The 25,635-nt window shown below is 43.7% G+C and carries 23 protein-coding genes and 1 rRNA gene; 23 read left to right on the plus strand and 1 reads right to left on the minus strand.

Annotated features, from left to right (window positions below; translation table 11 throughout):
- The first annotated feature begins 203 nt into the window (after positions 1-203).
- From rrf to DESPCE1_RS0110425, 7 genes are all read left to right on the plus strand, one after another.
- Positions 204-320: ribosomal RNA gene (gene rrf, locus DESPCE1_RS0110390) — 5S ribosomal RNA — on the plus strand.
- 120 nt (positions 321-440) lie between these two features.
- The gene (locus DESPCE1_RS0110395) at positions 441-863 is read left to right on the plus strand and encodes a transposase (protein ID WP_242835432.1); all 423 of its coding nucleotides are present in this window, start codon (positions 441-443) and stop codon (positions 861-863) included.
- Between the two features lie 398 nt (positions 864-1,261).
- Entirely contained in the window at positions 1,262-1,774 is a 513-nt protein-coding gene (locus DESPCE1_RS0110400) for a DUF6323 family protein (protein WP_014793955.1), read from the plus strand.
- Positions 1,749-3,125 carry a DUF6179 domain-containing protein gene (locus DESPCE1_RS0110405; protein WP_019850437.1) on the plus strand — a complete coding sequence of 459 codons (1,377 nt, stop codon included), beginning with the start codon at positions 1,749-1,751 and terminating at the stop codon, positions 3,123-3,125. Before DESPCE1_RS0110400 ends, DESPCE1_RS0110405 begins: the two co-directional genes overlap by 26 nt.
- Positions 3,126-3,249: 124 nt before the next feature.
- Positions 3,250-3,924: an MgtC/SapB family protein gene (locus DESPCE1_RS0110410; RefSeq protein WP_172637607.1), complete on the plus strand. Its 675-nt coding sequence runs from the start codon at positions 3,250-3,252 to the stop codon at positions 3,922-3,924.
- Positions 3,925-4,217: 293 nt separating this feature from the next.
- Positions 4,218-6,068: an aryl-sulfate sulfotransferase gene (locus DESPCE1_RS0110415; RefSeq protein ID WP_041952657.1), complete on the plus strand. Its 1,851-nt coding sequence runs from the start codon at positions 4,218-4,220 to the stop codon at positions 6,066-6,068.
- Positions 6,069-6,269: 201 nt separating this feature from the next.
- Positions 6,270-6,677, plus strand: coding sequence for a DUF2695 domain-containing protein (locus tag DESPCE1_RS0110425; RefSeq protein WP_019850440.1), 408 nt, complete (start codon positions 6,270-6,272; stop codon positions 6,675-6,677).
- Here the strand turns inward: DESPCE1_RS0110425 and msrB are convergent.
- Entirely contained in the window at positions 6,674-7,639 is a 966-nt protein-coding gene (msrB, locus tag DESPCE1_RS0110430; protein WP_019850441.1) for a peptide-methionine (R)-S-oxide reductase MsrB, read from the minus strand. The two genes, DESPCE1_RS0110425 and msrB, sit on opposite strands and share 4 nt — an antisense overlap.
- 254 nt (positions 7,640-7,893) lie before the next feature.
- On the opposite strand from msrB, the gene DESPCE1_RS0110435 reads away from it, so the two are divergent.
- From DESPCE1_RS0110435 to DESPCE1_RS0110510, 16 genes are all read left to right on the plus strand, one after another.
- The gene (locus tag DESPCE1_RS0110435; RefSeq protein WP_014793961.1) at positions 7,894-8,652 is read left to right on the plus strand and encodes an SDR family oxidoreductase; all 759 of its coding nucleotides are present in this window, start codon (positions 7,894-7,896) and stop codon (positions 8,650-8,652) included.
- 193 nt (positions 8,653-8,845) lie between these two features.
- Complete coding sequence (locus DESPCE1_RS0110440) at positions 8,846-11,092, plus strand: molybdopterin-dependent oxidoreductase (RefSeq protein WP_019850442.1); 2,247 nt, start codon at positions 8,846-8,848, stop codon at positions 11,090-11,092.
- Between the two features lie 16 nt (positions 11,093-11,108).
- Positions 11,109-11,567, plus strand: coding sequence for an Rrf2 family transcriptional regulator (locus DESPCE1_RS0110445; RefSeq protein ID WP_019850443.1), 459 nt, complete (start codon positions 11,109-11,111; stop codon positions 11,565-11,567).
- A 19-nt stretch (positions 11,568-11,586) separates the two neighbouring features.
- Positions 11,587-12,372, plus strand: a complete 786-nt coding sequence (locus DESPCE1_RS0110450; protein WP_019850444.1) for an enoyl-CoA hydratase/isomerase family protein — start codon at positions 11,587-11,589, stop codon at positions 12,370-12,372.
- 219 nt (positions 12,373-12,591) lie between these two features.
- Entirely contained in the window at positions 12,592-13,044 is a 453-nt protein-coding gene (locus DESPCE1_RS0110455) for a MarR family winged helix-turn-helix transcriptional regulator (protein WP_019850445.1), read from the plus strand.
- A gap of 52 nt (positions 13,045-13,096) precedes the next feature.
- On the plus strand, positions 13,097-14,446 hold the full coding sequence (locus tag DESPCE1_RS0110460) for an MATE family efflux transporter (protein ID WP_014793966.1): 1,350 nt from the start codon (positions 13,097-13,099) through the stop codon (positions 14,444-14,446).
- Positions 14,447-14,624: 178 nt separating this feature from the next.
- Positions 14,625-15,386 (plus strand): NYN domain-containing protein, encoded by a 762-nt coding sequence (locus DESPCE1_RS0110465; RefSeq protein ID WP_014793967.1) that lies wholly within the window; start codon positions 14,625-14,627, stop codon positions 15,384-15,386.
- Positions 15,387-15,501: 115 nt separating this feature from the next.
- Positions 15,502-16,356 (plus strand): pyridoxamine kinase, encoded by an 855-nt coding sequence (locus DESPCE1_RS0110470; protein WP_014793968.1) that lies wholly within the window; start codon positions 15,502-15,504, stop codon positions 16,354-16,356.
- A gap of 190 nt (positions 16,357-16,546) precedes the next feature.
- Complete coding sequence (locus DESPCE1_RS0110475; protein ID WP_019850446.1) at positions 16,547-18,490, plus strand: sigma-54-dependent Fis family transcriptional regulator; 1,944 nt, start codon at positions 16,547-16,549, stop codon at positions 18,488-18,490.
- 326 nt (positions 18,491-18,816) lie between these two features.
- Entirely contained in the window at positions 18,817-19,095 is a 279-nt protein-coding gene (locus tag DESPCE1_RS0110480) for a 2-oxoacid:ferredoxin oxidoreductase subunit alpha (protein WP_014793970.1), read from the plus strand.
- 21 nt (positions 19,096-19,116) lie between these two features.
- Positions 19,117-20,265 carry a transketolase C-terminal domain-containing protein gene (locus tag DESPCE1_RS0110485; RefSeq protein ID WP_019850448.1) on the plus strand — a complete coding sequence of 383 codons (1,149 nt, stop codon included), beginning with the start codon at positions 19,117-19,119 and terminating at the stop codon, positions 20,263-20,265.
- 11 nt (positions 20,266-20,276) lie between these two features.
- A complete protein-coding gene (locus DESPCE1_RS0110490) occupies positions 20,277-21,137 on the plus strand; it encodes a thiamine pyrophosphate-dependent enzyme (protein WP_242835384.1) in 861 nt (286 codons plus the stop codon).
- A 5-nt stretch (positions 21,138-21,142) separates the two neighbouring features.
- Positions 21,143-21,565 (plus strand): 2-oxoacid:acceptor oxidoreductase family protein, encoded by a 423-nt coding sequence (locus DESPCE1_RS0110495; RefSeq protein WP_019850450.1) that lies wholly within the window; start codon positions 21,143-21,145, stop codon positions 21,563-21,565.
- Between the two features lie 41 nt (positions 21,566-21,606).
- Positions 21,607-22,899 (plus strand): SLC13 family permease, encoded by a 1,293-nt coding sequence (locus tag DESPCE1_RS0110500; protein ID WP_014793974.1) that lies wholly within the window; start codon positions 21,607-21,609, stop codon positions 22,897-22,899.
- Positions 22,900-22,999: 100 nt separating this feature from the next.
- Positions 23,000-24,175 (plus strand): aconitase family protein, encoded by a 1,176-nt coding sequence (locus tag DESPCE1_RS0110505; RefSeq protein ID WP_019850451.1) that lies wholly within the window; start codon positions 23,000-23,002, stop codon positions 24,173-24,175.
- A gap of 41 nt (positions 24,176-24,216) precedes the next feature.
- Entirely contained in the window at positions 24,217-25,635 is a 1,419-nt protein-coding gene (locus DESPCE1_RS0110510; RefSeq protein ID WP_014793976.1) for an FAD-binding oxidoreductase, read from the plus strand.

The following is a 25,635-nucleotide window of genomic DNA, read 5'->3' on the forward strand; positions in this document are numbered from 1 at the left end:
GCCCGGAGTGGAAGTGCGGCGACGCATGGAGCGGACGGGTACTAATCGGTCGAGGGCTTGACCTAACGTAAGGTCATGGAAAGGTAACCTCACTGAGGGGCTCAAGACTAAGGTGAGGAAAGATGGAAGCTTAATTACAGTGAAGAAGACTCTGTGTAGTTTTGAGGGAACAGGAAGTTCACTCAAAGATAACCACATAAAGATCTGGTGACTATACCGGAGGGGTACCACCCGTTCCCATCCCGAACACGGAAGTTAAGACCTTCAGGGCTGATGATACTTGGACCGCAGGGTCCTGGGAAAGTAAGTCGTTGCCAGGTAAGCGAATGGACTATGCAGTGATGCGTAGTCCATTTGAGTTATAGATGAGGAATTCGGCCAAATTTCCAAGCGCGGGTCTGTTGACAAAAGCACAGATGCTTGTCAGCCAACATCGAGATATGACAAGTAAGTTTAAGATTAGATCATTTACACGATCAGAAGATTGTAAAAACTGTCCTTTGAAAAGCCAATGTATTGCCGGGAAGGCGAATTACAAAGAAGTCAGACGGGATTTCTATCAAGAAGATCAGGAACGCCATCACGCCTTAGTCGGAACAGCCTTATACCGCTACGTCATGCGCAAGCGGCAGGTAATATGTGAAGGGAATTTTGCTCTTCAAAAGCGATGTCACAATCTAAGGTTCACTCGCAAGCGAGGCATTGAGAAAGTCCAGGAACAATGCCTCTTTTCGGCAATGGCCCTGAACCTGAAAAGATTGGTGAAGTATGGGACAGCACCGCTCAGGCCAGCTGTCTCCTATCCGCAAATTAAGCTGAGGATAGTAAGTCTGCAGAGAAATCTCTCAGTTAATTATTGTTAATGGTCCTTAATCGCTATGATTTACCCTATTTGTCGACCCCCAGTGACCAATTTGACATTCCTGGGACATAAAAAAGACCATGGAGAGAACGATCCGGTTCGCTCTCTATGGTCTTTTCTTGTTCGAGATTAAAGAATGCACTAAAATAAAAAAAGCGAAAAATCGCTTAGTAATACCCATTGTCATTGACTTGAATCTATGGTATGATGAAGGTTGCCACCTAATAATTGCATTATGATTAAATTATTCCTATTAAATCATAACATACTCGTTAATGAATGTCAATAGTGTGGAGAAAAAAATTTATCCATTGCTACCGTACTGGATTTTGGTTCTTAAGCAGGAGATAAATGAAAAGCGATTTTTATTAAACTCATGATTATATGGAGGTGACCGGCGTGGCTTTGGAAATCATGAACCTATCCTCAGCTCTTATCCAAAGGCAAGCAGTAATGGAAATTGAAAAATGCAATGACTTTTCTGCACAATTTGGTCTGACCCTGTCTCATTTTCAGGCAGTAGAGCTGGTGGAAACTCGTACCCTCGCCTTGCAAGGCAACGGGCGAATTGAATTCGGGGGAGGGGTCATTCAAAAGATAATTCGTGGGTTCTGCTATTCCCCTTATATCTCCAGCCATAACTATGCGGAAACCCTCCATGAGCTTGTGGAAATGTTTTATTACTATAAGAATGAGACCCTGGATTTGCTAAGCGACGATGAACTGATTCAATTTATGAGGAGCCGCTTTAACGGGATCTGCCAGGGATCTTTGGAATTGTTGGCAGGACGGGAGCTTTATAATATGGCCAACAATTTGCGGTATGGCTATGCTCCGAATTATTGGGAATACCCGGCTGAGGATGAGGATGAGGGAGATGACGAAGATGAGCAAAACGATAACGGATATTGAGAAGGGGCGGATCTTTATTTCGCCTGATCTCAGCAGTGAAGTATATTTTACAGTCCTCCTTCAGGAGGGATATACCCAGGGGTTTTTCACTGCCTCCGAAGTGGAGAGCATTCAGCTTCATTGCCTTGAGTTCTTAGCATATAAATGTAAAAAATATAATGGAGGGGAAAGCTGCTCCATAAGGGTGGAAGCTGCCGAAAGTATCATGAAGTCCAACCTCTATACCATAGGCTTGTATTTGAAATCTTTGGCGGATACTTCCGGGGCTATCGAGGAACTCAAAACGAAAAAGATTTCAGAGATCTATCAAAAGGGCCGAGGACTGATAACTGTTAAATTGGCGGCAGTTCAGGCTATTTATGAGCAAACCCAAAACAATAAACTGCCTACTTTGAACTTTACCTATAATGAGACCCTCAGTGAAGAAGGAGCCGGACTCTTCTTCATATCCTACAAGCCGGATTATGAGACTCATGAGACTCCGGCATCCATTGATTATCAATTGTGCAACCCGGTCAACCAACTGACAGGTGTCGAGTTTATGTACAGCTATCTGGAAAACTTATGGCTGGAAAATGAATTCTGCAAGAGATTTTCCCCCAAGGCAGTTCACCACCTCCTTTGCGGCTATGATCCAGGATATAAGGATTTGCTGATCAATATCTTTGAACAGGTCCTGACTGCAGCCTTAGCTTGTGCTTTAGCGAAGCGCTGCGTTCTCAGTTTGCAGATTTCCGGAGAAGAAATTAAACGCTTGCATAATGAGTTGGTACAGAATGATTCTTCGGCCTTGGCTTGGAAGATCGGCAAGGCCGCTGAACTGGTACTGGAAGAGTTGAACATCACCGGCACTTCCCTGGGGGAATATGTAACGAAAAGCCTTCCTGGTATTCTCGCCAATATCTCTCGAGGGCTGGAGCTGAACACTTTGGATAAAACTTTCGTTCCTCCCTTTGATCCGGATTCAGTCCCCAAAATTTACTTTTCAGAAGGTCTGAAGATGAATGACGAAGATTATCGCCAATTGATCGACGAATTGCTTGTTTGTCGTTATCTCGAAGATAAACTCCAACTTATCAAAGAACAGGTCAAATCCTTTGCCGATTTGGAAGACTTGCTCACCGATGCCCTGCTGAAGGAAGAGGAGGTCTTTGGGGTACTGGATCTGCTGAGTGATGTGGAAATTGCGGCTCTGATCAAAAGGCATCCTTATGAAGAAGAGAAACAAGCAGCTTATTTGCCGGTAGCCGAACAGACCTTGCGGAATTATTTGAACTCCTATCTGGAACAGCTTGACGATGACAGGGAAAAACGGGTTTTAGAAATGCTGGATCAATTTGCTGATGGATAGAAATAGTACAGGGAACCATCGCTTATCGATGGTCTCTTTGTTTTTTTGCTGCGTAGAGTTAAAATAGATTAATACTTATGCAAATTATATTTAATGCCCTGTACCCATTGTATCAATTCAGGAGGTGGCTCGGTTGTTGATTAATGATTATGAAATGGCCTTAAGGCTTTTGTTAGCCTGTATCCTAGGTGGGATTGTCGGTTGGGAACGGGAGAAGATCCACAAACCTGCAGGATTAAGAACACATATACTTGTAGCGTTAGGGGCTGCTTTGGTCACCATTGTTTCTATGTATGCTTTTACTTCCTTCAATTACGCAAATAAAGATCCTGGAAGAATAGCGGCCAATATTGTCACAGGTATCGGATTTTTGGGCGCAGGCACCATTATGCGCGAGGGTACCTCAGTAAAAGGGTTAACAACTGCCGCCAGTATTTGGGTGGTGGCCGCGATTGGCATGGCAGTGGCGACAGGTATGTATTATTCTGCATTAATAACTACATTCCTGGTGTTCTTGACATTAGACGGTTTTTTTGAGAAGCTTCTTTTTCGCAACCAGCAATTGTTGAAAGTATCTATTACACATGAGTTTAAACTAAGAGAAATTGGTGAAATTTTCGAGAGACATGGAATCGCTATGAAACATGTTTCCATTCTACCGATTAAAATTTCTAATGATATTCCGGTTGAATTTCGAATCAGAGTTCCTAAAAATATTGACTATATCAGAGTCTTAGAGGAAATTGTCAATATTGATGGGGTAACGATGAAAGAAAGCATGATCCTTCACCGACAGTAAGGGAATGGAGTATAGAATTAATTACAAATATGAAGTAACGAAATAATCAGGTCGTCATGGCCTGATTTTTCTTTTACGGAATAGATCATAATCAGCGTTAACCAAATAACTATTATTAAGTCAAAAAACACTTCATTGTAGAGTGTACTACATAGTGTTGATATGATGAAAACCATTGACATGATAACATGGGATTAAGGACATGTGAACAAGAATGCTAACTTTCAAGTTTTTATGTTAGGAGTGGTGAGATAGTGGAAGACTCAATCAAGTACACTTTTGTGCCTCATATTATGACTCGGCAAAAGGAGCTGGAGCAAGCCTTTTTGTCTGAATTTGAGGCAGGGAATTACACGCTAAATAACCCTTTGGTCAAATTGAACCCCTATGAAATTTGCCCACTGACGGCCATGGTTTTATTTAAGACTCCGGCAGCCACCGGAGTTACTATCGTAGTCAAGGGTAAAGCCCATCCCGGAGATATCTGCCATACCTTTCCGGCAAATAAAACCCACATTCTCCCGATTTATGGCTTATATGCCGGCTATGACAATACCGTGGAAATCATCCTGGCAAATGGCAAGAGAAATGCCATTACCATCAAAACAGAACCACTCCATCCGGAAGTTGTACCGGCTACTTCGATCAAAACCAAACCGGAATATTTTAGGGACAACCTGATGTTCTTGACGTCTGCGACCTCCCGTACTATGGCAGTGGGTATCGATTATGCAGGCGAAGTCCGTTGGCATACCACAATTGCTTTGTCTTTTGATATGAAGCGGATGCCTAACGGTCATATTCTGGTCGGTACCGAACGCTTGGTAAAAATGCCTTACTTCACTTCAGGGCTTTATGAAATGGCTTTCAGCGGTAAAATCTTTAAAGAGTACCGCATTCCCAGTGGTTATCACCACGATCAATTCATGATGGAAGATGGAAATATTTTGGTGCTTATCTTTGACGCTCATTCCCAGACAGTAGAGGATATGTGTGCTCTTGTGGATCCCAAGACAGGAAATATTATTAAAACCTGGGATTATAAAACCGTTTTACCCCAGGATGTGGCTGGTTCAGGCAGTCAAGATCCCCACGATTGGTTCCACAATAATGCAGTATGGTATGATAAAAAAACCAACAGCCTTACCTTATCCGGTCGCCATCAGGATGCCGTCATCAACATCGACTTCGAAAGTGGAAAATTGAACTGGATTATTGGTGACCCGGAAGGATGGCCGCAAGACATGGTGGACAAATATTTCTTTACTCCAGTAGGGGGGGATTTTGAGTGGCAGTATGAGCAGCATGCCTGCATTATCCTTCCTGACGGAGATGTAATGCTTCTGGATAACGGTCATTTCCGTTCAAAAAACAAGGCAAGCTACCTTCCCAACAAGGAGAACTATACACGGGGCGTCCGTTATAAGATCGATACCGAAAAAATGACCATTGAACAAGTTTGGCAGTATGGAAAAGAGAGAGGGGCCGAATTCTTCTCTCCCTATATCTGCAATGTGGAATACTACGATGAAGGTCATTACATGGTCCATTCCGGAGGTATCGGTTATGAAAATGGTGAGACTTGTGAAGGAATGGCCGTAATCAAATCCACTCAACCAGAATTTAAAGACAGGAAATTCGAATTTAATTCCATAACCTGTGAATTAATCGATGACGAATTGGTCTATGAGATGCAGATTGTTGGTAATTATTATCGGGCTGAAAAATTACCCCTTTATTATGCACATGAAACAGCAGAATTAGGAGAAGGGGAAATTCTGGGCAGCCTCATCGATACAGAAAAAACAAAGATGAAAATCAAAGCACCGGAAACAGGGGAGCTTATTCCGGAAGATTATCATGGGAACATCGTTGAAGAAGAGGACCGTTTTAATTTTAATGGGATTTTTGAAACCGGTGAAATGGCACAATTGCTTTTGGTCGGTGCAACCGGCGAAACCTTGCGCTATCCGATTAATACCGTACCCCAATTATTCCAAGCTATGTGTGTTGGAACCTTTCAAAAAGAAGATCCGCGCAATGTGGATACCTTTATCAATAAAACGGGATTATCAGGGAAATACCAAGTTAAATTAGTTGCCCGGGATAAAGTCTTTGAAACAGGTGTGACAATAACTGCATAATGAATAAAAGTATGAAGGTGGAGCCGAACTCCACCTTCTTTATGTGTATAAAAAAATATGAATTAAAGCTTCTTCTACGCTTATAATAAGAGCATTAAGGTTAAATATAAAACAATAAAAACCCGGTTCTTATAGCAAATACGCATAGTAGCCAGAGACAAAGTCCAAAGACTTAAAAAGGTACCTAAGGAGATGATAGCCATGCTATGGGAGAGCATTAGAGAAGAAGGACAGGAGGAACAGGAACACCCCCTTCTCAAGGATAAGAAATTGATTAAAGAAGAAGTTAACCGGCGGTTAGTTCATGGGATTAAGAAAGCTAATCTGGAATACGATTCACTCTATAGTCATGAGAAATCCAGCCTAAATAAAGACTCTGAGCTATTGAGCCAGCTTTTTCATCGTATGTTCTTTTATCGGCTAAATGAAAAACTATCGGCTTTTCACTGTGACCATACCTATCGTTTTAGTCGTCAAATATTAACCCAGATGCAGTTTAACCGAGGCAAAATCAATGATATTCTTGAGATTTTCAAGAAGAATGGTGGAGAGTGCGACTGTGAAGTTCTCTATAATGTTGAAAGTCTCTTGATCGGGAAAGATGCTTAGAAATCAGAAAACAAATAGAGAAAATCCCCATAACCCTCACGTTCCAGGTCTTCCTTGGGAATAAAGCGCAGAGCAGCGGAGTTGATGCAGTAACGTGACCCATCCGGCCCAGGTCCGTCATTAAAGACATGACCCAAATGGGAGCTGGAGTTGCGGCTGACTACTTTAGTACGAGTCATATTATGGCTTAGGTCAATTTTTTCAAGGATATTGCTTTTTAGCATTGGCCGGGCAAAACTGGGCCAGCCGCAACCGCTGTCGAATTTATCCTTGGAACTGAAAAGAGGTTCGCCGGAAACTATATCAACGTAGATACCCTCTTTCTCGTTATCCCAAAACTCATTTTGAAAGGGAGGTTCTGTTCCTTTTTCCTGAGTTACATGAAATTGCATAGGGGTTAGACGTTTTCTTAATGAGTCCTTTTCTTCCGACCAGTGTTTTTTTAAGAATGCATCTCGACCTGAGCCTTGGCGGTAGAGAGCATAGCGGAAGGCATTTTTTTCATAATAGCCCTGGTGGTAATCTTCTGCTGGATAGAAGGGGGCAGCAGGAAGGATTTTAGTAACGATGGGCTTATTGAAACGTAAACTTCGGGTTAAGGCATTTTTGGATTCTTCGGCTAGATGGCGCTGTTCTTCATTGTGATAAAAAATTGCCGTCCGGTAGGATTCGCCACGATCGTGAAATTGTCCGCCGGGATCGGTGGGATCGATTTGCTGCCAAAAGAGATCTAATATTTCCCTATAGCTCACACGGTTCGGGTTGAATTTGATTTGGACTGCTTCCATATGTCCGGTTGTATGGGAACATACCTCGTTATAGGTCGGGTTTTCGACATGGCCACCGGTGTAGCCCGATAGAACTTCCAGAACCCCATCCAATGGTCTGTATACTGACTCCATACACCAAAAGCAACCCCCGGCTAAGGTGGCAACCTCCACATTCATTGTATCAACTGTCATGAATTCTTCCCTCCCTTGAGCATAGGATGGACTTATAAGTTTAAAGTTATCCTGACTTCATAATAACTCTTTTAAACCCATAATTAAAACATAATCTTATCTAAATTGTATTTTTTATGATTTAAACCTGGTCAAAAGGATAAGAATACGCTAGAATTTAGGTAATTCAAAATAGTCAAAACGTTTAAGTGATTATAATTAAGAGAAGGGGGTATAGGAAATAGTTTTTAAATATGATTAAGGAGGAAAAAATCATGAAATTAAAAGATAAGGTGGCCATTGTAACGGGAGCAGCTTCCGGTATGGGTAAGTCAATCGCTCTTCTTTATGCAAAAGAAGGGGCGAAAGTTGTTGTGTCGGATCTCAATCTTGATGGCGCAAATAAGGTAGTTGAAGAAATTACCTCGGCAGGTGGTACCGCCTTTGCAATCAAGACCAATGTTGCTGTGGAAGAAGATATTCAAACCTTGGTTGATACTACTGTAAGTACTTATGGTACGGTAGATATTCTCGTTAATAATGCAGGGATAATGGATAATTTCGAACCTGCCGCTGATATAGAAGATAAGAATTGGGAAAGACTATTTGCGGTAAACACCACAAGCGTTATGCGTGCAACAAGGAAAGTTATTCCCATATTCTTGGAAAAAACAAGTGGTGTAATTGTCAATATTGCCTCTGCAGGTGGTTTAAATGGTGCGAGAGCAGGGGCAACATACACTGCCTCTAAGCATGCTGTCATCGGTTTCACTAAAAATACAGGCTTTATGTATGCTCAGCAGGGTATTCGCTGCAACGCCATCGCCCCGGGGGCAGTAGAGACTAATATTAGCACCACGATTACCGATCCTCATCAATTCGGTTCCTCACGTGCCTATGTTGGTATGGCTACTAATCCCCGAATGGGCAAACCGGATGAAATTGCTCAGGTAGCATTATTCTTGGCTACGGAGGAATCCAGCTTCGTCAATGGAGCTGTTATTGTCGCTGATGGAGGATGGTCTGCCTATTAAAAATTCCCCTGCGAAAATCAGGAGAACCAATACTATAGATAAGCAATTAAGGAATGGAAGTCTCAAAATGGCAGTTTGCGGAGTGTTTCGCGCTGTCATTTTTTTCTACCTCGCAATTGACAGAATATTTAGATACATGCTAAGATGTAACTAAAATAGTTACAACAATAGATTGCAAAAGAGGGGAGAAAACATGGGAGAATGGAAAAAGAGCGGTTGCATACTCTGTGCACAGAATTGCGGTTTGGAACTGGAGATAGAAAAGAATCATATCATTAAAGTACGTGGGGATAAGGATAATCCCCGAAGTCTTGGTTATTGCTGCCGAAAAGGCCTAAGGATTGCCCATTATGCGCGCAACGGGGATCGCCTTCATTACCCCCTGAAAAAAGTAGGAGACCATCATGAGAGAATCAGCTGGGAACAGGCCATTGGTGAAATTTCCGAAAAGTTGTTGTCCATAAAAGAACACTATGGACCTAAATCCTTTGCTTATGTGGGCGGAGGTAATGTCGGCGGACAGATGGAAGTAGGGACAGGATTAAGACTCTTAAGCTTCCTGGGTTCACGTTATTATTACTCTTCATTGGCACAGGAGTTTTCCAATGTCTTTTGGGTGGATGGCCGTATTGCTGGAAAACAGGGGTTGACCTCGATGTCGGATGCCCATCGGGCGGACACTTTAGTGGCCTGGGGTTGGAACGGCTGGATGAGTCACCAGGAACCACGCACTCGTATTTTACTTAAGGAATTTGCTGAGAATCCCCAGAAAAAACTGATTGTTATTGACCCTCGCCTGTCCGAAACGGCTAAGTTTGCGGATATTCATTTAGCCCTGCGCCCAGGGTCCGATACTCTGCTCTTAAAAGCCATCATCCGTATTATTTTGGATCAGGAATGGGAAGACAAAAAGTTTATTGAAGACCATGTGAACGGGTGGGATGAAGTTGCTCCACTCTTTAACGGCTTCGAGTCTAAGAGAGCCGTGGAAGAGGTCTGTGGACTTAATTATGAGGATGTGGTAGAAGTAGCTCGCCTGATTTCCCAGACGAAGTCCTGTATCCATCAGGATTTGGGAATCTATATGAATCGCAATTCCACTATCAATAATTACTTACTGCATATTTTGCGGGCCATGACGGGACGCTTGGCTGTGGAAGGGGGTCAGATTTTCCCCGCCTTCCTTTATCCTATGGGAAGTGACAGTGATGAACGAAACCCTAAAACCTGGCGTACGGTCAAACATAAGATGTTTCCCGTGTTGGGGGTATTTCCACCGACCATATTGCCGGATGAGATAATCAGCGATCATCCGGAGAGGATCCGCGCAATGATCGTCAGCGCTTGTAACCCGCTCCGCTCCTGGCCGGATACCTTGGCTTATGAAAAGGCTTTCCAGGCCTTGGAGCTTTCAGTCTGTATTGATATTGCTTATACAGAAACCGCCCGATTGTGTGACTATATCCTGCCAAGTCTCAGTTATTTGGAGTCCTACGATACGACTTGCTTTAATTACTCCTACCCGGAGTTTTATTTTCAGATGCGTCAGCCTGTCCTTGAGCCCATCAGTCCTGAAGCCAAGGAGGGTTCAGCCATCATTTTAGAACTAATCAAGGCCATGGGTTTTTTGCCGCAACTGCCGGATAGTCTCTATGAGGCAGGGAAGAAAGGAATTACCCCATATTTAGGAACTATGAATGCTTATCTTATGGAAAACCCTCAATACGCCAGGTTTGCCCCTCTTATCCTGGCGGAAACTCTGGGAAAGGCTCTCGGATCCGTTAACCAGGCTTTAATCGTGGGTCTGCTGATAAACAGCAGTAAAGCCTTTAAAACCGGAGCGGTGGCCATGGGCTATCCCGCAGATATGACTATGGTTGAAAAGATGTTTCAGGATATCCTTGAGCATCCCCAAGGTTTAGTCTTGGCCAAATTTCAGGGCGACAATTTCCAAATGCTGCGCACGGAAGATAAAAAGCTTGCCTTGAAAATTGAAGAACTCTTTGAACCTCTTCAAGCAGCCACTATTGATAAGGAAAGGGCCGATTTGAAGTTGCCTGAGAACTATCCCCTGATACTGCACGCAGGACTTCATCATGAGACCGTTGCCAACACCATGATGCGCAATCCTCAGTGGAATGGATCAGAGCGTTGGGCAACTATGCTTATGAACGAGGCAGATGCCAAAGATTTGGGAATTAGCGACGGGGATAAAGCTAAAATAACCACAAAGGCATCTGCGGCGGAGATCGAAGTTGAGATTAGTCCTTACGCTGCCCAAGGCTGTGTCTATATTCGACACGGGGGCGGGCTGATCTATGAGGGCACTCAATATGGGGTCAATGTCAATGAATTGGTGCATAGCACGGACAGAGATGAGATGTGCACTCCCATTCATCGCCGGATTCCCTGCCGGGTGGAAGTAAAGTCATCCAAATGAATCGAGGTACTAGATAATGCAATTAAGCAGCAGATTTCCTGTAGCTGTGCAAATTATAATCATTATTGCCTGGTGTCCTGAGGATGTAAAAGTAACCAGTGAAGTCCTTGCCGTGAGTGTCAATACCAATCCGGCTCTGATACGGCGCATTATGAGGTATTTAAAAAAAGTAGAGCTTATTTCCATTCCTTCGGGTACCGGAGGGGCGAAGCTAACCAGAAATACGGAGATGATCACTTTATTGGATATCTATCGAGCGGTGGAATTAACAGATCAAAATGCCCTCTTTGGTCTCCACGATCATCCTAATCTATATTGTCCTATAGGTAGCAGGATCAACGAAGTGCTTCGACCACCTTTTGAGGAAGCGAAAAAGGCTCTTGAAGAATCTTTAGGAAAGGTGACCATCCAAATGCTATTAGAATCCTTTCCACCCTTAGATTACTCTATTCTTAAGCACTTAAAACTCAAATAAAACTTATGGAGGTAATAACATGGAGGAGTATAAATATTTTCGTGTAACGAGCAATGGCCCAATAGCTACCATGACCTTAAATCAGCCTGAGAAGATGAATACTCTCGGTTACGAACCTTGGATGGAAATTCAAAAAATACAGGATGACATCGAAGATAACCCTGAAATTCGTGTGCTTATTATCAATGCCGAAGGACCCAACTTTTCTGCCGGAATCGATTTGAAAGAACTTAAGAGCTTCGACTCAAAATCGGTCATTACCAATATTCCGAAAATCCAGCGTACCTACACCCGTTTTCAAGAGATGAATGCCGTGGTTATTGCGGCAGTCAACGGGATTTGTTATGGGGCGGGATTCGAAATGATCACGGCTTGTGATATTCGTCTGGCTTCAGCCGATGCCCGCTTTGCAATACCCGAGGCTCGTTTTGGTTTAGCACCGGATATGGGAGGGACCCAGCGTTTACCCCGCCTTATAGGTCCGGGGCAAGCTAAACGGCTGATTCTAGCCTGTGAGGAAATCGATGCCCGGGAAGCATTGCAGATGGGATTTATTGAGCTTGTCGAAGAGGATTACGAAGGGTTACAAGCAAGAGCGATGAAATTAGCCAAACGGATTGCCAATAATCCGCCGTGGGCCGTGCGTTTCGGCAAAAAAGCGATCAATGCGGCGGCGGATAGCAGCATTGCGGGAGGTCTGCTTCTGGAACAGATTCAAACGGCTTTCTGCTGCGGAACCCAAGATCAGGATGAAGCGGTAGCGGCATTTTTTGAAAAACGCAAACCCGTCTTTCAAGACCGATAATCATCGAAAATCGTGAAATACATAGTTACTCATGAAAGGGATGTCTTAAGGATATCCCTTTCTTTGTGCATATCAGGTTTCCCATGCCCTAGCTTTCGAAATAAAGGGCTTGCATTATAGACTGTTTATCACTATAATATTTAAGTATGCTTATTGTTAGTTTACTAACTGTCTGAATTCTTATGTTTTATTTTCTTTATTTAAAGGTAGGTGGTTGTAATGAACTATGATAATACAAAGCAGATTCATAAATTAATGATTGCATTTATGGGGTTATACCATGAGAAGTTTTGTCTCCAATTTCGTAATGATGTAGATAATCCTTCCGATTTGAAGAAAAACCATATAAAAATTCTCAATCTCCTTTATCATGAGAATCCGAAAACCCTAACTGAGATCGGTAAGGGCTTGGATATTGAAAAAGGAAGCTTGACAGCCTTGATTGATCTACTGGAGGAAAGGGAACTGATTATACGTTCCGTTGACTCCAAGGATCGCCGAAAAAATTTGATTTACTTAAGTCCTAAAGGAAAAGATATAATCAATCAGCGTATTGCTGCTTTTACAAAAAAGATGGAAGAGTCTTTGGCTGCTTTTGATGCAAAGGATATTCAGTCTTTTGAAGATAATTTGCAGCAGGTCGTTGATTTCCTTAAACGTGTGCAAGTTTAACGCATTGCATCAAAATAAAAAGAAGATTATCGAGTGAGAAAGAAGTGTTTGAATGATTAGTCTTAAAAATGATAGCATTGGAAAATTACTTTGGGAATTTTCCTTACCGGCGATTATCGGGATGTTGGTTAATGCTCTCTACAATATTATAAGCCGCATATTCGTTGGTCAGGGTGTTGGTTATATAGCGATCGCAGCGGTTACCGTCGCCATGCCGGTGATGATTCTGCTGATGGCCGTCGCCATGCTGGTGGGTGTGGGGGCCACTGCCTTAATCTCCATTCGCATGGGTGAAAAAAAGATGGACGAAGTAGAAAAAATCGCGGGCAACGCTACCGCTCTTCTTATTTTTTTGCCTTTTCTTTTATCCATCGTGTACTTCCTTAATGCCGAACCTCTTTTAATTATGTTTGGCGCCAGCCCGGAGGCTCTGCCCTATGCCAAAGAATACAGCCACATTATTATGCTGGGAGCAGTACCGGGTTCTATCGCCTTTGGTATGAACAACTTTATTCGTGCCGAAGGTAATCCTCGTATCGCCATGTTGACTCAGATTATAGGTGCAGTCATTAACATTGTCTGCAACTACATTTACATTTTTATTTTTAATTGGGGCATTCAAGGGTCCGCTTGGGCAGCAGTTACCGGTCAAACCGTTTCGGCAATATGGGTTCTGAGCCATTTCCTTCTTGGACGCAGTAAAATTAAGCTGAGAGCCAAATATCTAAAGCTGGATATGTCCATTGTCTTAAAGACCTTAACCATTGGTTTTGCACCTTTTGCCATGCAAATAGCGAACAGTGTTCAACAAACTCTATTGAACAATACGTTAAGGGAATATGGCGGAGATTTGGCTCTTTCAGCAGTGGGAATTCTCATGAGTATATCCATGCTGCTCCTTATGCCCATTGTCGGAGTCAGCCAGGGAGCACAACCCATTATCGGCTATAATTACGGAGCTCAAAATTATGAGCGGGTCAAAGAGACTTTGAAAAAGGCAGTTCTTGTAAGCACCGCTATGGCCACAGGCGGATATATTCTGCTGCATCTTTTTGCCGTTCCAGTGGTGGGGCTTTTTAGTAAAAACGACGTAGCACTCACAGAACTAACCGTCCATGCATCCCTCATCTTCCTGGCATTGATGCCAATTATCGGTTTTCAAATCGTGGGCTCCAGCTACTTCCAGGCAGTAGGAAAACCGGTTCAATCTACGATCCTAAGTCTTTCCAGACAAGTGCTTCTTTTTATTCCCCTCCTGCTGGTGCTCCCTCAGTTCTACGGTATTGAAGGGGTATGGGTCACTGCACCCATAGCGGATGGTTTGGCTGTTTTTGTGACAGGAACATTCTTATTCTTTGAACTTAAAAAGTACAAAAAGCCAGCCTTAGCCATGGGCGACTAAAATCCTTATCATAAAATAAACAAAACAAAACAACGAACCGCTTCTTCGCTTGAAGAAGCGGTTTTTTATAAGGGGGTGCGATTCGTATTGTAAGTAAAATGAAGTTCCATTATACTAATACTGGTAAGGATAGATTGCGCTACATATTGAAATTAATTCGTTTTGAAGGGGATATCTTATGGATAATGATAAAAATATTGCAGTACTCATCGATGCTGATAATGTTTCGGAAAAATACATTAAGTCGATTTTAGATGAAGTATCCAATCATGGCATTCCTACCTATAAAAGAATTTATGGGGACTGGACTAAACCTCAATTATCGTCCTGGAAAAACGTTCTCCTTAATTATTCCATCACACCCATTCAACAATATAGTTACACTACAGGTAAGAATGCAACCGATGCAGCCTTGATTATTGATGCCATGGATATCCTGTATTCCCGAAATGTAGATGGATTTTGTATCGTGTCCAGCGATAGTGATTTCACCCGGCTGGCCGCTCGCTTAAGGGAGGCGGGAATGTATGTCATCGGTATGGGCGAGAAAAAAACCCCCACACCTTTTATCGCCGCTTGCGAGAAATTTAAGTATTTAGAAGTTCTCGCCGGCGTCTCTACCAATGCTTCTGATAATGGTGCTCAATTAAAAAATGAGAAGCATGATCCTACGAAAGATGGGATGGCTTCCCTGGATGATTTGATTCGCACCATTCGCATTATTGTTACGGAAAGCTCTGACGAGGATGGTTGGGCATTTTTAGGTGAAGTGGGTAAAAGACTGAATAAACGCTATCCGGATTTTGATACCAGAAACTATGGGCATACTAAGCTGACCCCCCTTATTTCCTCATTAAAGCAATTTGAAATCCAACCCCGCAAAACCAGCAATCCGAATATTATTCATTACTTCATAAAGAATAAACCTAAGACTAAATAAGAAAGCATAACACTTAATGATCCTGCTTTTATAGCTGACCTTTTCAATGGGAACTATTTAAGCTATAATTAACCGTTGCTAATTTATTTAATTATCTTGTTAAGGAGAAGTGACTATGGAAAGACAAAAACGAGTAGGGGCTATCCATGATATATCCTGTGTAGGAAGATGCTCATTAACCGTAGCATTGCCTATTCTTTCGGCTGCAGGATTTGATACAGGAGTATTGCCCACAGCAGTCCTGTCAACCCATACGGGAGGATTTGAAGGGTTCACCTATCGGGATTTGACTGAAGATATTGAGCCCATATCCAAGCATTGGCAATCTCTTAATCTAAAGTTTGACGCCTTATACAGCGGCTTTTTAGGCTCCTTTGCCCAGATAGATTTAGTGGCCGATCTCTTTAAAACCTTTGGAGGAGAAGACACCTTAGTTATGGTGGATCCGGTTATGGCGGATAATGGGGTTCTCTACTCGGTATACTCTCCGGAGATGGCTAAAGGGATGGCAAAGCTCTGCTCCATGGCCGATATCATCGTGCCAAATTTAACTGAAGCAGCCTTTATGCTTGAGGAAGAGTATGTAGGAGATGACTATTCCCAGGAATATATCGAGAAAACTCTAAGAAAACTTTCCGACATGGGAGCTGAAAAAGTCGTCTTAACGGGTATTTCTTTTGACTCCGCAAAACTTGGCGCAGCCTGCTATGATCGGAAGACGGATAGTGTAAGCTATGCCTTTAATGAGCGGGTGGAAGGCTACTTCCATGGCACAGGAGATGTCTTTGGCAGTACCTTATTATCCGGTCTTCTCAATAATTTTTCTTTAGCAGAGGCTACTCAAATTGCGGTGGATTATACCTTGAAATGCATTCAACTTACCGTAGAAGCTAATCAAGAGCGCAGATATGGAGTCTGCTTCGAGCGGGCACTTCCTCATCTGATCCAAAGATTAGGTTTAATGAAATAAATTAAAGATTGATAAAGTTTACCTATAAATAAAAAACACTCCCTGTGAGTGTTTTTTATTTATATATGAAGAAATTCCTATTGAAGAGCTGTTTTAAATAATTAGAAAAATCAAACTATTAAGCAGGAATCTTAGAAATCTTTATCGAATCCTTTTTTAAGAAATAGAATTAATCCAGGAGGTAACTATTGTGCCGGAGATTTTATTCTTAGCACCTTATTCAGATATTGCTCAGGTGGCTCAAAAAGTTTGCCAGGGAAGCAATGATGTAACCATTAGTGTATCCCGAATGGATGCTGCTGTAGAACTGGCCAGGAAAGCGGAAAAGATGGGTTATCATGTATTGATTACTCGGGGAGTTACATTTTGGAAGTTGCACAATGCCGGCCTTGATCTTCCTTTAGTGGAAGTTTCCATCGGCGGATATGATATTGTCCGAGCTTTTTTCGAAGCGAAGAAAATGGGGCGGCGCGTCGGAATTGTGGATGTAGAGGAAGTTGTGAATAATTTAGATTTAGATGCTTTCACCGAGACCGTCGAGGATGAACTCGTGAAATATATTTGCCATAATGATCTGGAAGATATCAGCAAAGGGGTTCAATACCTGCGGGAGCAGGGAGTGGAAGTGGTCATGGGTAAAGTCGCTATGGCTAATGAAGCTGGGAGACAAGGGATGAAGTCCGTGGTTATTTCTTCAGGGATGGATTCTGTTCGGCGAGCCATAGAGGAGGCCCGCCGGGTTAATTTTGTCCGCAAGCAAGAAGCGAAAAAAGCGGAACAATTCAAAGCCATTTTGGAATTTTCTTATGACGGAATCATTGCTCTTGATAGGGAAGGAAAGATTACGGTCTTTAATAAGGCATCCGAAACTATTTCCGGTTGGAAGGCAGAAGATGCTATCGGAAAATACATTACCCATATCATTCCCCATGCTGGATGTCAAAGATTACTGAGCAGTGGTCAGGCTGAAATCGCAGAATTCATGGAGATTGGAGGCACCAAAGTTCTGGCTAATCGGGTGCCTATTCTTGTTGACCATAAGATCGAAGGGGTTGTTACCACCTTTCAGCAAATCGAGAGGTTGCAAAAATTAGAAGGGAAAGTCAGACGAAAGCTTGCCGATCGAGGCTTAGCGGCCAAATATCATTTTCGTGATATCCTTGGTCATAGTGTGGCTTTGGTGAATGCCAAGAATTTAGCCAAAGAATATGCGGGGGTTGACTCAACTGTTTTGATTCAAGGAGCAACAGGCTCTGGAAAAGAAATGTTTGCTCACGCTATTCACAATGCAAGCAAACGAAAAAATGAGCCTTTTGTAGCGATAAATTGTGCAGCTTTGCCTGAAAGCCTTCTGGAAAGTGAGTTATTCGGATATGTGGAGGGAGCCTTTACAGGTGCCCGCAAGGGTGGCAAAGCAGGTGTGTTTGAAATGGCTCATCAAGGAACACTTTTTCTTGATGAAGTAGGGGAAATGTCTCCCATGCTGCAGGCACGTTTGTTAAGGGTTATTGAGCAAGGTGAGGTTATGCGCTTAGGGGATAGCAGCATTATTCCTGTGGATATACGCCTTATCGCTGCAACTCATCGGGAACTGAGGAAAATGGTAGAGAGCAATGCCTTCCGGGAGGATCTCTATTTTCGACTCAATGTGCTCTCCCTCAAAATCCCTCCCCTTCGGGTCAGAGACAAGGATATCCTATTAATCGCTTACCGGTTCTTAAATGAATTCTGTTCCCGACGAGGAAAGATTATGGGCAAATTTTCTCCCGCAGCAGAGAAATGCCTCTTAGATTATGCCTGGCCCGGAAACCTTCGCGAGCTCCGCAATGCCATGGAAAGATTGGCTATGCGCCCATGGGTGGACGAAATTACGTCCCAGGAAATCTCAAATGTCCTCTTCATGGATGAAGGGGCAATTTCGGCGGAAAAAAGACCAGCTACTCCAAAGCCCCAGAACCCCGACAATAAGACGTTTTCTTTTGCTCCTCTGCCCGCTTCTGGCGACAAAGTTATGAATCAATTAGAAAAACAAGTGATCCTACAAATTCTTGAGGAAGTGGGAGGAAACAAAACGGAAGCCGCCCGACGCTTGGGAATAAGTAGGACTACTTTGTGGAGAAAACTTCAGGGGTAATCTAGCTGTAACACAGAAGGGGTGAGTGTTTCATAAGTGAACAAGCGTTACATATCTGAACGCCCTGAATGTTTCAGACTTGAAACATTCAGGGCGTTTATTTTTTTATCTTCGAAATTATTCATCAATTAAATTAAACAATTAAATAAAGTATTCGAAAATACTATTTTATTTAATTCAATAAATTCTTGAAAATCAAGGGTTTAAAGAAAATTTCTCAATAAGAATAGCCGCTATTTTTGAGATTATCCATTTATGGCAATGGGGTTGGCATGCTTCTTGCTCTAATCTATGGCGTAACCAAAAAGCAAGGAGGTGTTGAAGATATGGTATTAAAGGAGCTGCCTGTTGTTCCTTCAGCTGAACCAGGTTCCCTGGCGGAATCACCGAATTCAGCCATTCAACGTATTGTTCGTCCGGTGATTATTGATCAGACCTTGGTCAACCCCATTGTTCTGCTTTATTGCCCGGATGGAGCCCTCTTTTTAAAGGGAGACGAGATCGTAGTGAGTTATAAGCATTGCAAAGGTTGCGGCATCTGTGCCAAAGAAAGTGAAGGAATTGAGATGGTGCCGGAATACACAGGTCCACGAGGAATTTTTTAGGGCAAGGAGGTAGAAAATCTAATGAATAAAGCACTTATTACAGGAAGTGAAGCAGCTGCCCTAGGTGCCAAGCTCGCTCAGATCGAAGTGCTGGGGTATTACCCTATTACCCCTGCTTTTCCAGCTATGGAAAGACTAAGCAAATATATTGAGGACGGAGAACTTCATTGTAAGTTCATAAGAGTGGAATCCGATCATAGTGCCCTTGCAGCGGTGCTGGGGGCCTCATTAGCCGGAGCACGCAGTTATACAGTAACGAACTCTCAGGGATTATTGCTCATGACGGAAGTCGTTTATCACGCGGCAGGTCTTCGTCAACCCATTGTCATGGGAGTAGCCAATAGAGCTTTATCAGCTCCTCACAGCCGTTTTCCGGAACATGGTGATGCGATCTCCCAAGGAGCCAGCGGATGGATTCAAATGTTCTGCGAAAACAATCAGGATATTATGGATAACACCATTCAGGCGTTCCGTGTTGCCGAGGAACTACGCACTCCCGTTATGGTGAACTACGAAGGCTATATCCAATCCCATACATTGGAGGAGGTCTATATACCGGAACAGGAGAAAGTGGCAAAATTCCTCCCTTTAAACCGTCAACCTGCTCTTGATATTAATAACCCTAGGGGAGTAAATACCGTCACCGGCCCTGAATTCTACACTGATTATAAGTATCAACAAAACCAGGCCATGCTTCAGGCACTAACCCTGATTCCGCAAACAGCTGACGCCTATAATGCTGAGTTCGGCACAACCTCTTGTGGGCTTGTAGAGGGATATAAAACAGAAGATGCTGAACATGTGATCGTGGCCATGGGGTCTATTGTCGGTACAGCAAGGGTTTTAGTGGATGAATTGAGAAAAGAGGGCAAGAAGATCGGAGTATTAAAAGTCAAGGTTTGGAGGCCCTTCCCAGCAGAAGCGATCTTAGCCCAAATAAAAAATGCTAAGTATGTGACAGTGCTGGATAAAAATATTGTTTTCGGTGTGGGAGGAGCTTTAGCCACAGAGATTAAGGCAGCTTCCTATGGTTATGGAAACCAAGTGATCAATGGGGTAATCCTTGGACTAGGCGGACGCCAATGCGGCATTCCAGAAGTAAAAGAAGCAGTGGAACATACGGAGAACAGTAACTCAAAGACAAATACTTCCGCATGGATCGGATTATAAAGGGGGGATGAATGATGATAGATTTTAAAGAGCTTCCAAAAGAAGAACTGTTTGGACAGGGCAATGTGGGATGTAAAGGATGCGGAGCAGCAATCGCCGGAAGACAGGCTATGAAGGTTCTTGGCGAACGGACTATTATCACAATCCCGGCATCTTGTATGGCCACCCTGGGTGGTAATAATACCAAAACAACGTGGGGAGTGCCTTTCTACCATACCTTGTTTGAATGTGCTCCGGCGGTATCCTCAGGAATTCGAGCAGCCCTGGAGATCCAGGGAATTAAGGATGTTCATGTTGTATCCTGGGGCGGAGATGCAGGGAGTGCGGATATCGGGTTCCAATCCCTTACAGGTGCGGCTGAGCGTCAAGAACACATGATTCATGTTCTCTATGATAATGAAATGTATATGAATACAGGCGGTCAAACCGGCAGCCAAACTCCCTTATATGCTATGACCAGTAATAGTGCTTTAGGGAAAACAGTTCATAAGAAGAACATGCTGGCTATTATGGAAGCTCACGGTATTAATTATGTTGCCAGTGCGAATATAGCTTACCCTGAAGATCTCATGGCGAAGTTTCAAAAGGCTGCCGCTAAGAAAGGTTTCTCCTATCTTCATATCCTGGCCCCTTGTCACCGCGGTTGGCAGATCAAACCCGAAGAAACGATTGAAATCTCCAGGAAGGCAACTGAATGCGGGCTCTGGGAACTCTTTGAAGTCGATGAAGGAAAAAGAACCCGGACTTACGAGCCGAGCTTTACTCCAGTAGCAGATTATCTTAAATCCCAAGGACGTTTTAAACATTTAAATGAGGATCACATTTCAAGTTTTCAAAAATCTGTGGATACCTATTATGGGCGAGGGGAGTGAGATCCATGATCGAAATAAAATTCTTGGGGCGTTTTGGGCAGCCTGTAGGAAAAATAACCAGAACAATAGGAAAACAGCTTATGGCCGAAGGTAAACATGTCCAGGTGTTTGATGGATTTGGAGCATTTCGACCTGGCAATCCCACCAACTCTACCATAAGAATTTCTGAAAAGGTCATTATTGAACGCTCAGAACATGAGACCACTCCAGATGTTATCGTAGTACTGGATAATAGCTTATTTGCAGTAAGTGATGTAACCAAGGGATTAAAACCTAATGGCCTGGTCATGGCTCTTGGAGTTACAGCCGAAGTTTTGGGAGAGAAAGCCGACAATTACCGATTTATCCCCTTCGACTCAAATGTCAAGGGTGGAGCAGATTGTGAAGATGAATTGATGCGAGCGCTTAAAGAACATAGTGTACTATAGGCAAACTGAAATGCTAAAAAATAAAATTGCGGGGGAGTAGTATGTTGGATTTTCTAGCGAGCAATATGGATGTACTGTCTCTAGTCGCCTTGGTATTAGCTATTATTGTATCCATCTGGAGAAATACAAACCTGGGAACCTTGGCCCTGGGTTTAACTCTTGTCATTGGGCATTTGATCGGTGGTGTTCCGGTTAAAGAGCTTATTAAAGCGTATCCTGTCAGTTTGTTCATTATGCTGGCCGGGGTAACCTTCCTTTTTGGAATCGCCCAAGTCAATGGAACTTTGGATAAGATTACAAAGTATACCGTTAAATCGGCCAAAGGGAATGTGGCCATAATCCCAATCGTGCTTTTCTTTCTTGCCTTCATTCTTTCCTCAATTGGCCCGGGACAGATTTCAATTTCTGCCCTGATGGCTGCTCCTGTCATGGTTCTTGCCGCTGAAGTCGGGATTCCCCCACTTCTTATGGCGCTTGTGGTAGGAAACGGTGCCCAAGCCGGTGCTATGTCTCCCCTTGCACCCAATGGAATCGTCGGGAACAGCGTTCTGGCCGGAATGGGGATCACGGATATGGCCATAAGTATGTGGATCAGCATGCTGCTCGTCCATATCTTGGTTGCAGGAGTTGCTTATTTCCTTTTTGGGGGAAGAAAGCTTTGGAAAGTACGCCATGATACCAATAGCCCTGCTAAAGTATTAGCCGCAATGGTGGTTGAACCTTTCAATTTTGCTCAAAAAGCAACTCTTGGGGCAGTCGGGATCTTGATTATCTGTGTTATCGGCTTCAAGCTTGATATCGGATTAGTATCGTTCCTACTGGGCTCTATCCTGATCTTAATGAACTGTGCTGATGAAAAGTCTGCCTTTAAGGCCATGCCCTGGGGAGCAATTATTCTGGTCACAGGGGTTAGCGTCTTGGTTGGTCTCATGCAAGACATCGGCGGAATCGAACTCTTCGCCGAAATCATGGCCAATTTTTCAACACCGTTTACAGCAACCTTGGTGGTTGGTTTCTTCTCAGCCATAGTATCTGCTTATGCCAGCACTTCAGGAGTTATTATGCCTGCGTTCTTGCCCATGGCTCCCCTTCTCCTGGAAAAAATCGGCTCAGATCCTTCGGCGCTGCCGGCATTAATCACAACGATTGTGGTGGCAGGTCACCTCACCGATATGAGTCCACTTTCCACGACAGGAGCGGTCTTTATCTCGGGTGCTCCGGATTCCGTTGATTCTAAGCCTCTTTTCAAGGGGATGATGATTTGGGGTCTTTCCATGTCGGTCTTTGGCGCAATACTTTGTTGGTTGCTCTTTACGGTTCTTGGTCTCGCGTAGAAAGCACTGGTATTTAGCCCCCCTGCATAGGGGGGCTCCCCTTGAATACACAATCGGAACTAGCCAACCAATGCACTTTTTAAGAAGAGGGGGAATTGATTTGAACTTTTTTTATCAGTCATTAGCTAAAGCGTCTTCTCTGCCGAATGTCGTTGCCGGGCAAGACATTAAACTCAAGCCGGATCTCATTCTCGGACATGATGGTACATGGCCCAAGGTTTTAACAGCCTGGAAGAACTCTGGTTACAAATTGGCTGATCAGGCTAAGGTAGTGGTCACACTGGACCATGCTTATCCGGCCCCATCGATCTCAGACCGGATGTTTCATCAAGAACTTTATCAGTTAGGAAAAGAGAAAGACCTTAAGTTGTATACCCATGGTGAAGGGGTATTGCATCAAGTTCTCGCTGAAGAAGAGACTTTATCACCTGGAATGATCATCGTGGGGGCGGATGGACATGTGGCTACAGCGGGAGCTTTTGGTGTCCTTGCTTTTTCCCTCTCAGCTGAACAACTTATTACACCGCTGGAAACAGGTTATTTTACATTAATCGTTCCTGAACTAGTGAACATTACCATAGAAAATAATCCACGGGCCAATGTTTCAGCTCGGGATATCGCATTAAAAATTCTCGGAACCCTTAGTGGGGAGATCAAAGGGAAAGCGGTGGCTTTATCAGGCTCTTATTTCGAGCAGGCTAGTATGGATTCCAAAATGGCATTATGCAATTTACTTCCAGAAGGAGGAGTCGTTACTGCCTTTATCATACCTACCCCAGAAAAAGGGGAAGGATTAGATTTTACCATTGATGCCGGTTCCCTGGAACCTATGATTGCTGTACCACCGGCGCCAACAAGCGTCTTACCGGTAAAGAATCTAAAAGGGAGAAACATCACAGTAGCTATAATCGGCGGTTGTTCAGCCGGCCGTTTAGAAGATATGAAAGTGTGTGCTTCTGTACTGGAAGGGAAAACGGTCCATCCTCAAGTTACGTTAATAATTACTCCCGCTTCAAGAACTGTGGCTAACAAAATGGATGAACTAGGCCTTTCCACGATCCTACGCAGCAGTGGTGCAGTCATTATGCCACCCGGCTGCGGTCCATGCCCAGGCAAGCACTTCGGATTGCTTTCGCCATGGGATACAGCCATTACAACGACCATTAGAAACTCACCGGGACGGATTGGCTCAGAAGATGCTGAGATTTATTTAGCTTCCCCCTTGACCGTTGCCCAATCAGCCCTTAGGGGAAAAATCTCGGAACCCCGGCAGTAGTTTAAAATTCTACACACTGAATATTCTAGGAGGGAGAGTCTATGGTTTCAAAAGAACAGCTTATTCAAGACCTGGAAGGGATGTTTAAACCAGAGAGAGTGCTCAAGAGTGAGCTTCAACGTTATTGTTACACCTATGACAGTTCCTTTGTTTCTCAGCAAACAGAATATTATCCGGACGTGGTTGTTTGTCTTGAGTGTACAGAAGATGTATCCCGGTTGATGAAGTATGCCTGGGAAAACGAAGTTCCGGTAACTCCCAGAGGAGCAGGAAGCGGTCAAACGGGCGGTAGTGTAGCTATTAACGGGGGCATTGTTCTCGATCTTTCCGGATGGAACAGTATCGTTGAGATCGATGATGCGAATATGCAGGTGATTGTCAGACCGGGAATTGTTCATGCGGATTTAAATGATGCTTTGTCCCCCTATGGGCTATTTTTTCCGCCGGACCCTGGAAGTTCGAAAATGGCGACAGTGGGGGGGATGGTCTGTAACAATGCCAGTGGCTTGCGGGCGGTAAAATATGGAGCAACGTTTCAGTATGTTCTGGGCTTAGAAGTGGTCCTGCCTAACGGGGAGGTCATGAAAACCGGCGGTTTAAAATCTAAAGCTTTAAAGAGCGTTTCCGGTATTGACTTAACCCGGCTTTATTGTGGTTCTGAAGGGACTTTGGGTGTCATTACGGAAATCCGTTTGAAGGTTCTGCCTAAGCCCCAATCGCGTGGAATTATGTTAGCGCTTTTTGAGAAGCTCGAAGATAGTGCCCTGACTGTTCTTGATGTCTTTAAGGCTGGTTTGATACCTTCTGGAATCGAAATCCTCGACGATGGGGGAATCCGCTGCGCCAATAAGTTTAAACCTGATTTGAACATTCCTGAAATGGAAGCAGCCATCTTCTTTGAGATTAATGGGTCAAAGGCAGCGGTCATGGAGGAAGGGGCCCAAGTTAAGGCGATAGCTGAAAAAAGAGCTTCCAGTGTGGAGTGGGCCACTGATGCGGACCGTATGGCGAAGCTTTGGCAAGGGAGAGCGGTTATAGGGGCAGCTTCTGCACGGTTCATGGAAGGAAAAACACGGATATTTGCCGGTGAAGATGTTTGCTTTCCCATTAGCAGAGTTCCTGAAGCCCTAAGAGCTATTCGCAATATAGGTGCTGAATACGAGATTCCCGTGGTGATCTATGGTCATATTGGGGATGGCAATATGCATACTGCACCGATCATGGATCCTTTAAATCCGGATGAAGTGGAAAGAACTCATAAAGTGGCTGAAGCTATTCATCGCCTGGCCTTAGAAATGGGTGGTTCAACAACTGGAGAACACGGGGTAGGCTTTGCACGAGTTCCGTATATGCAGGAAGAGCATGGAATTGCTCTCGATGTCATGTGGTCTATTAAAAAAGCTATCGATTCCAAACTCATTATGAATCCCGGGAAAATATGGACGCTGGGGAGGGGTTAA

Origin of the sequence: Desulfitobacterium sp. PCE1 (assembly GCF_000384015.1) — a bacterium.
Lineage (GTDB): Bacteria > Bacillota > Desulfitobacteriia > Desulfitobacteriales > Desulfitobacteriaceae > Desulfitobacterium > Desulfitobacterium dehalogenans.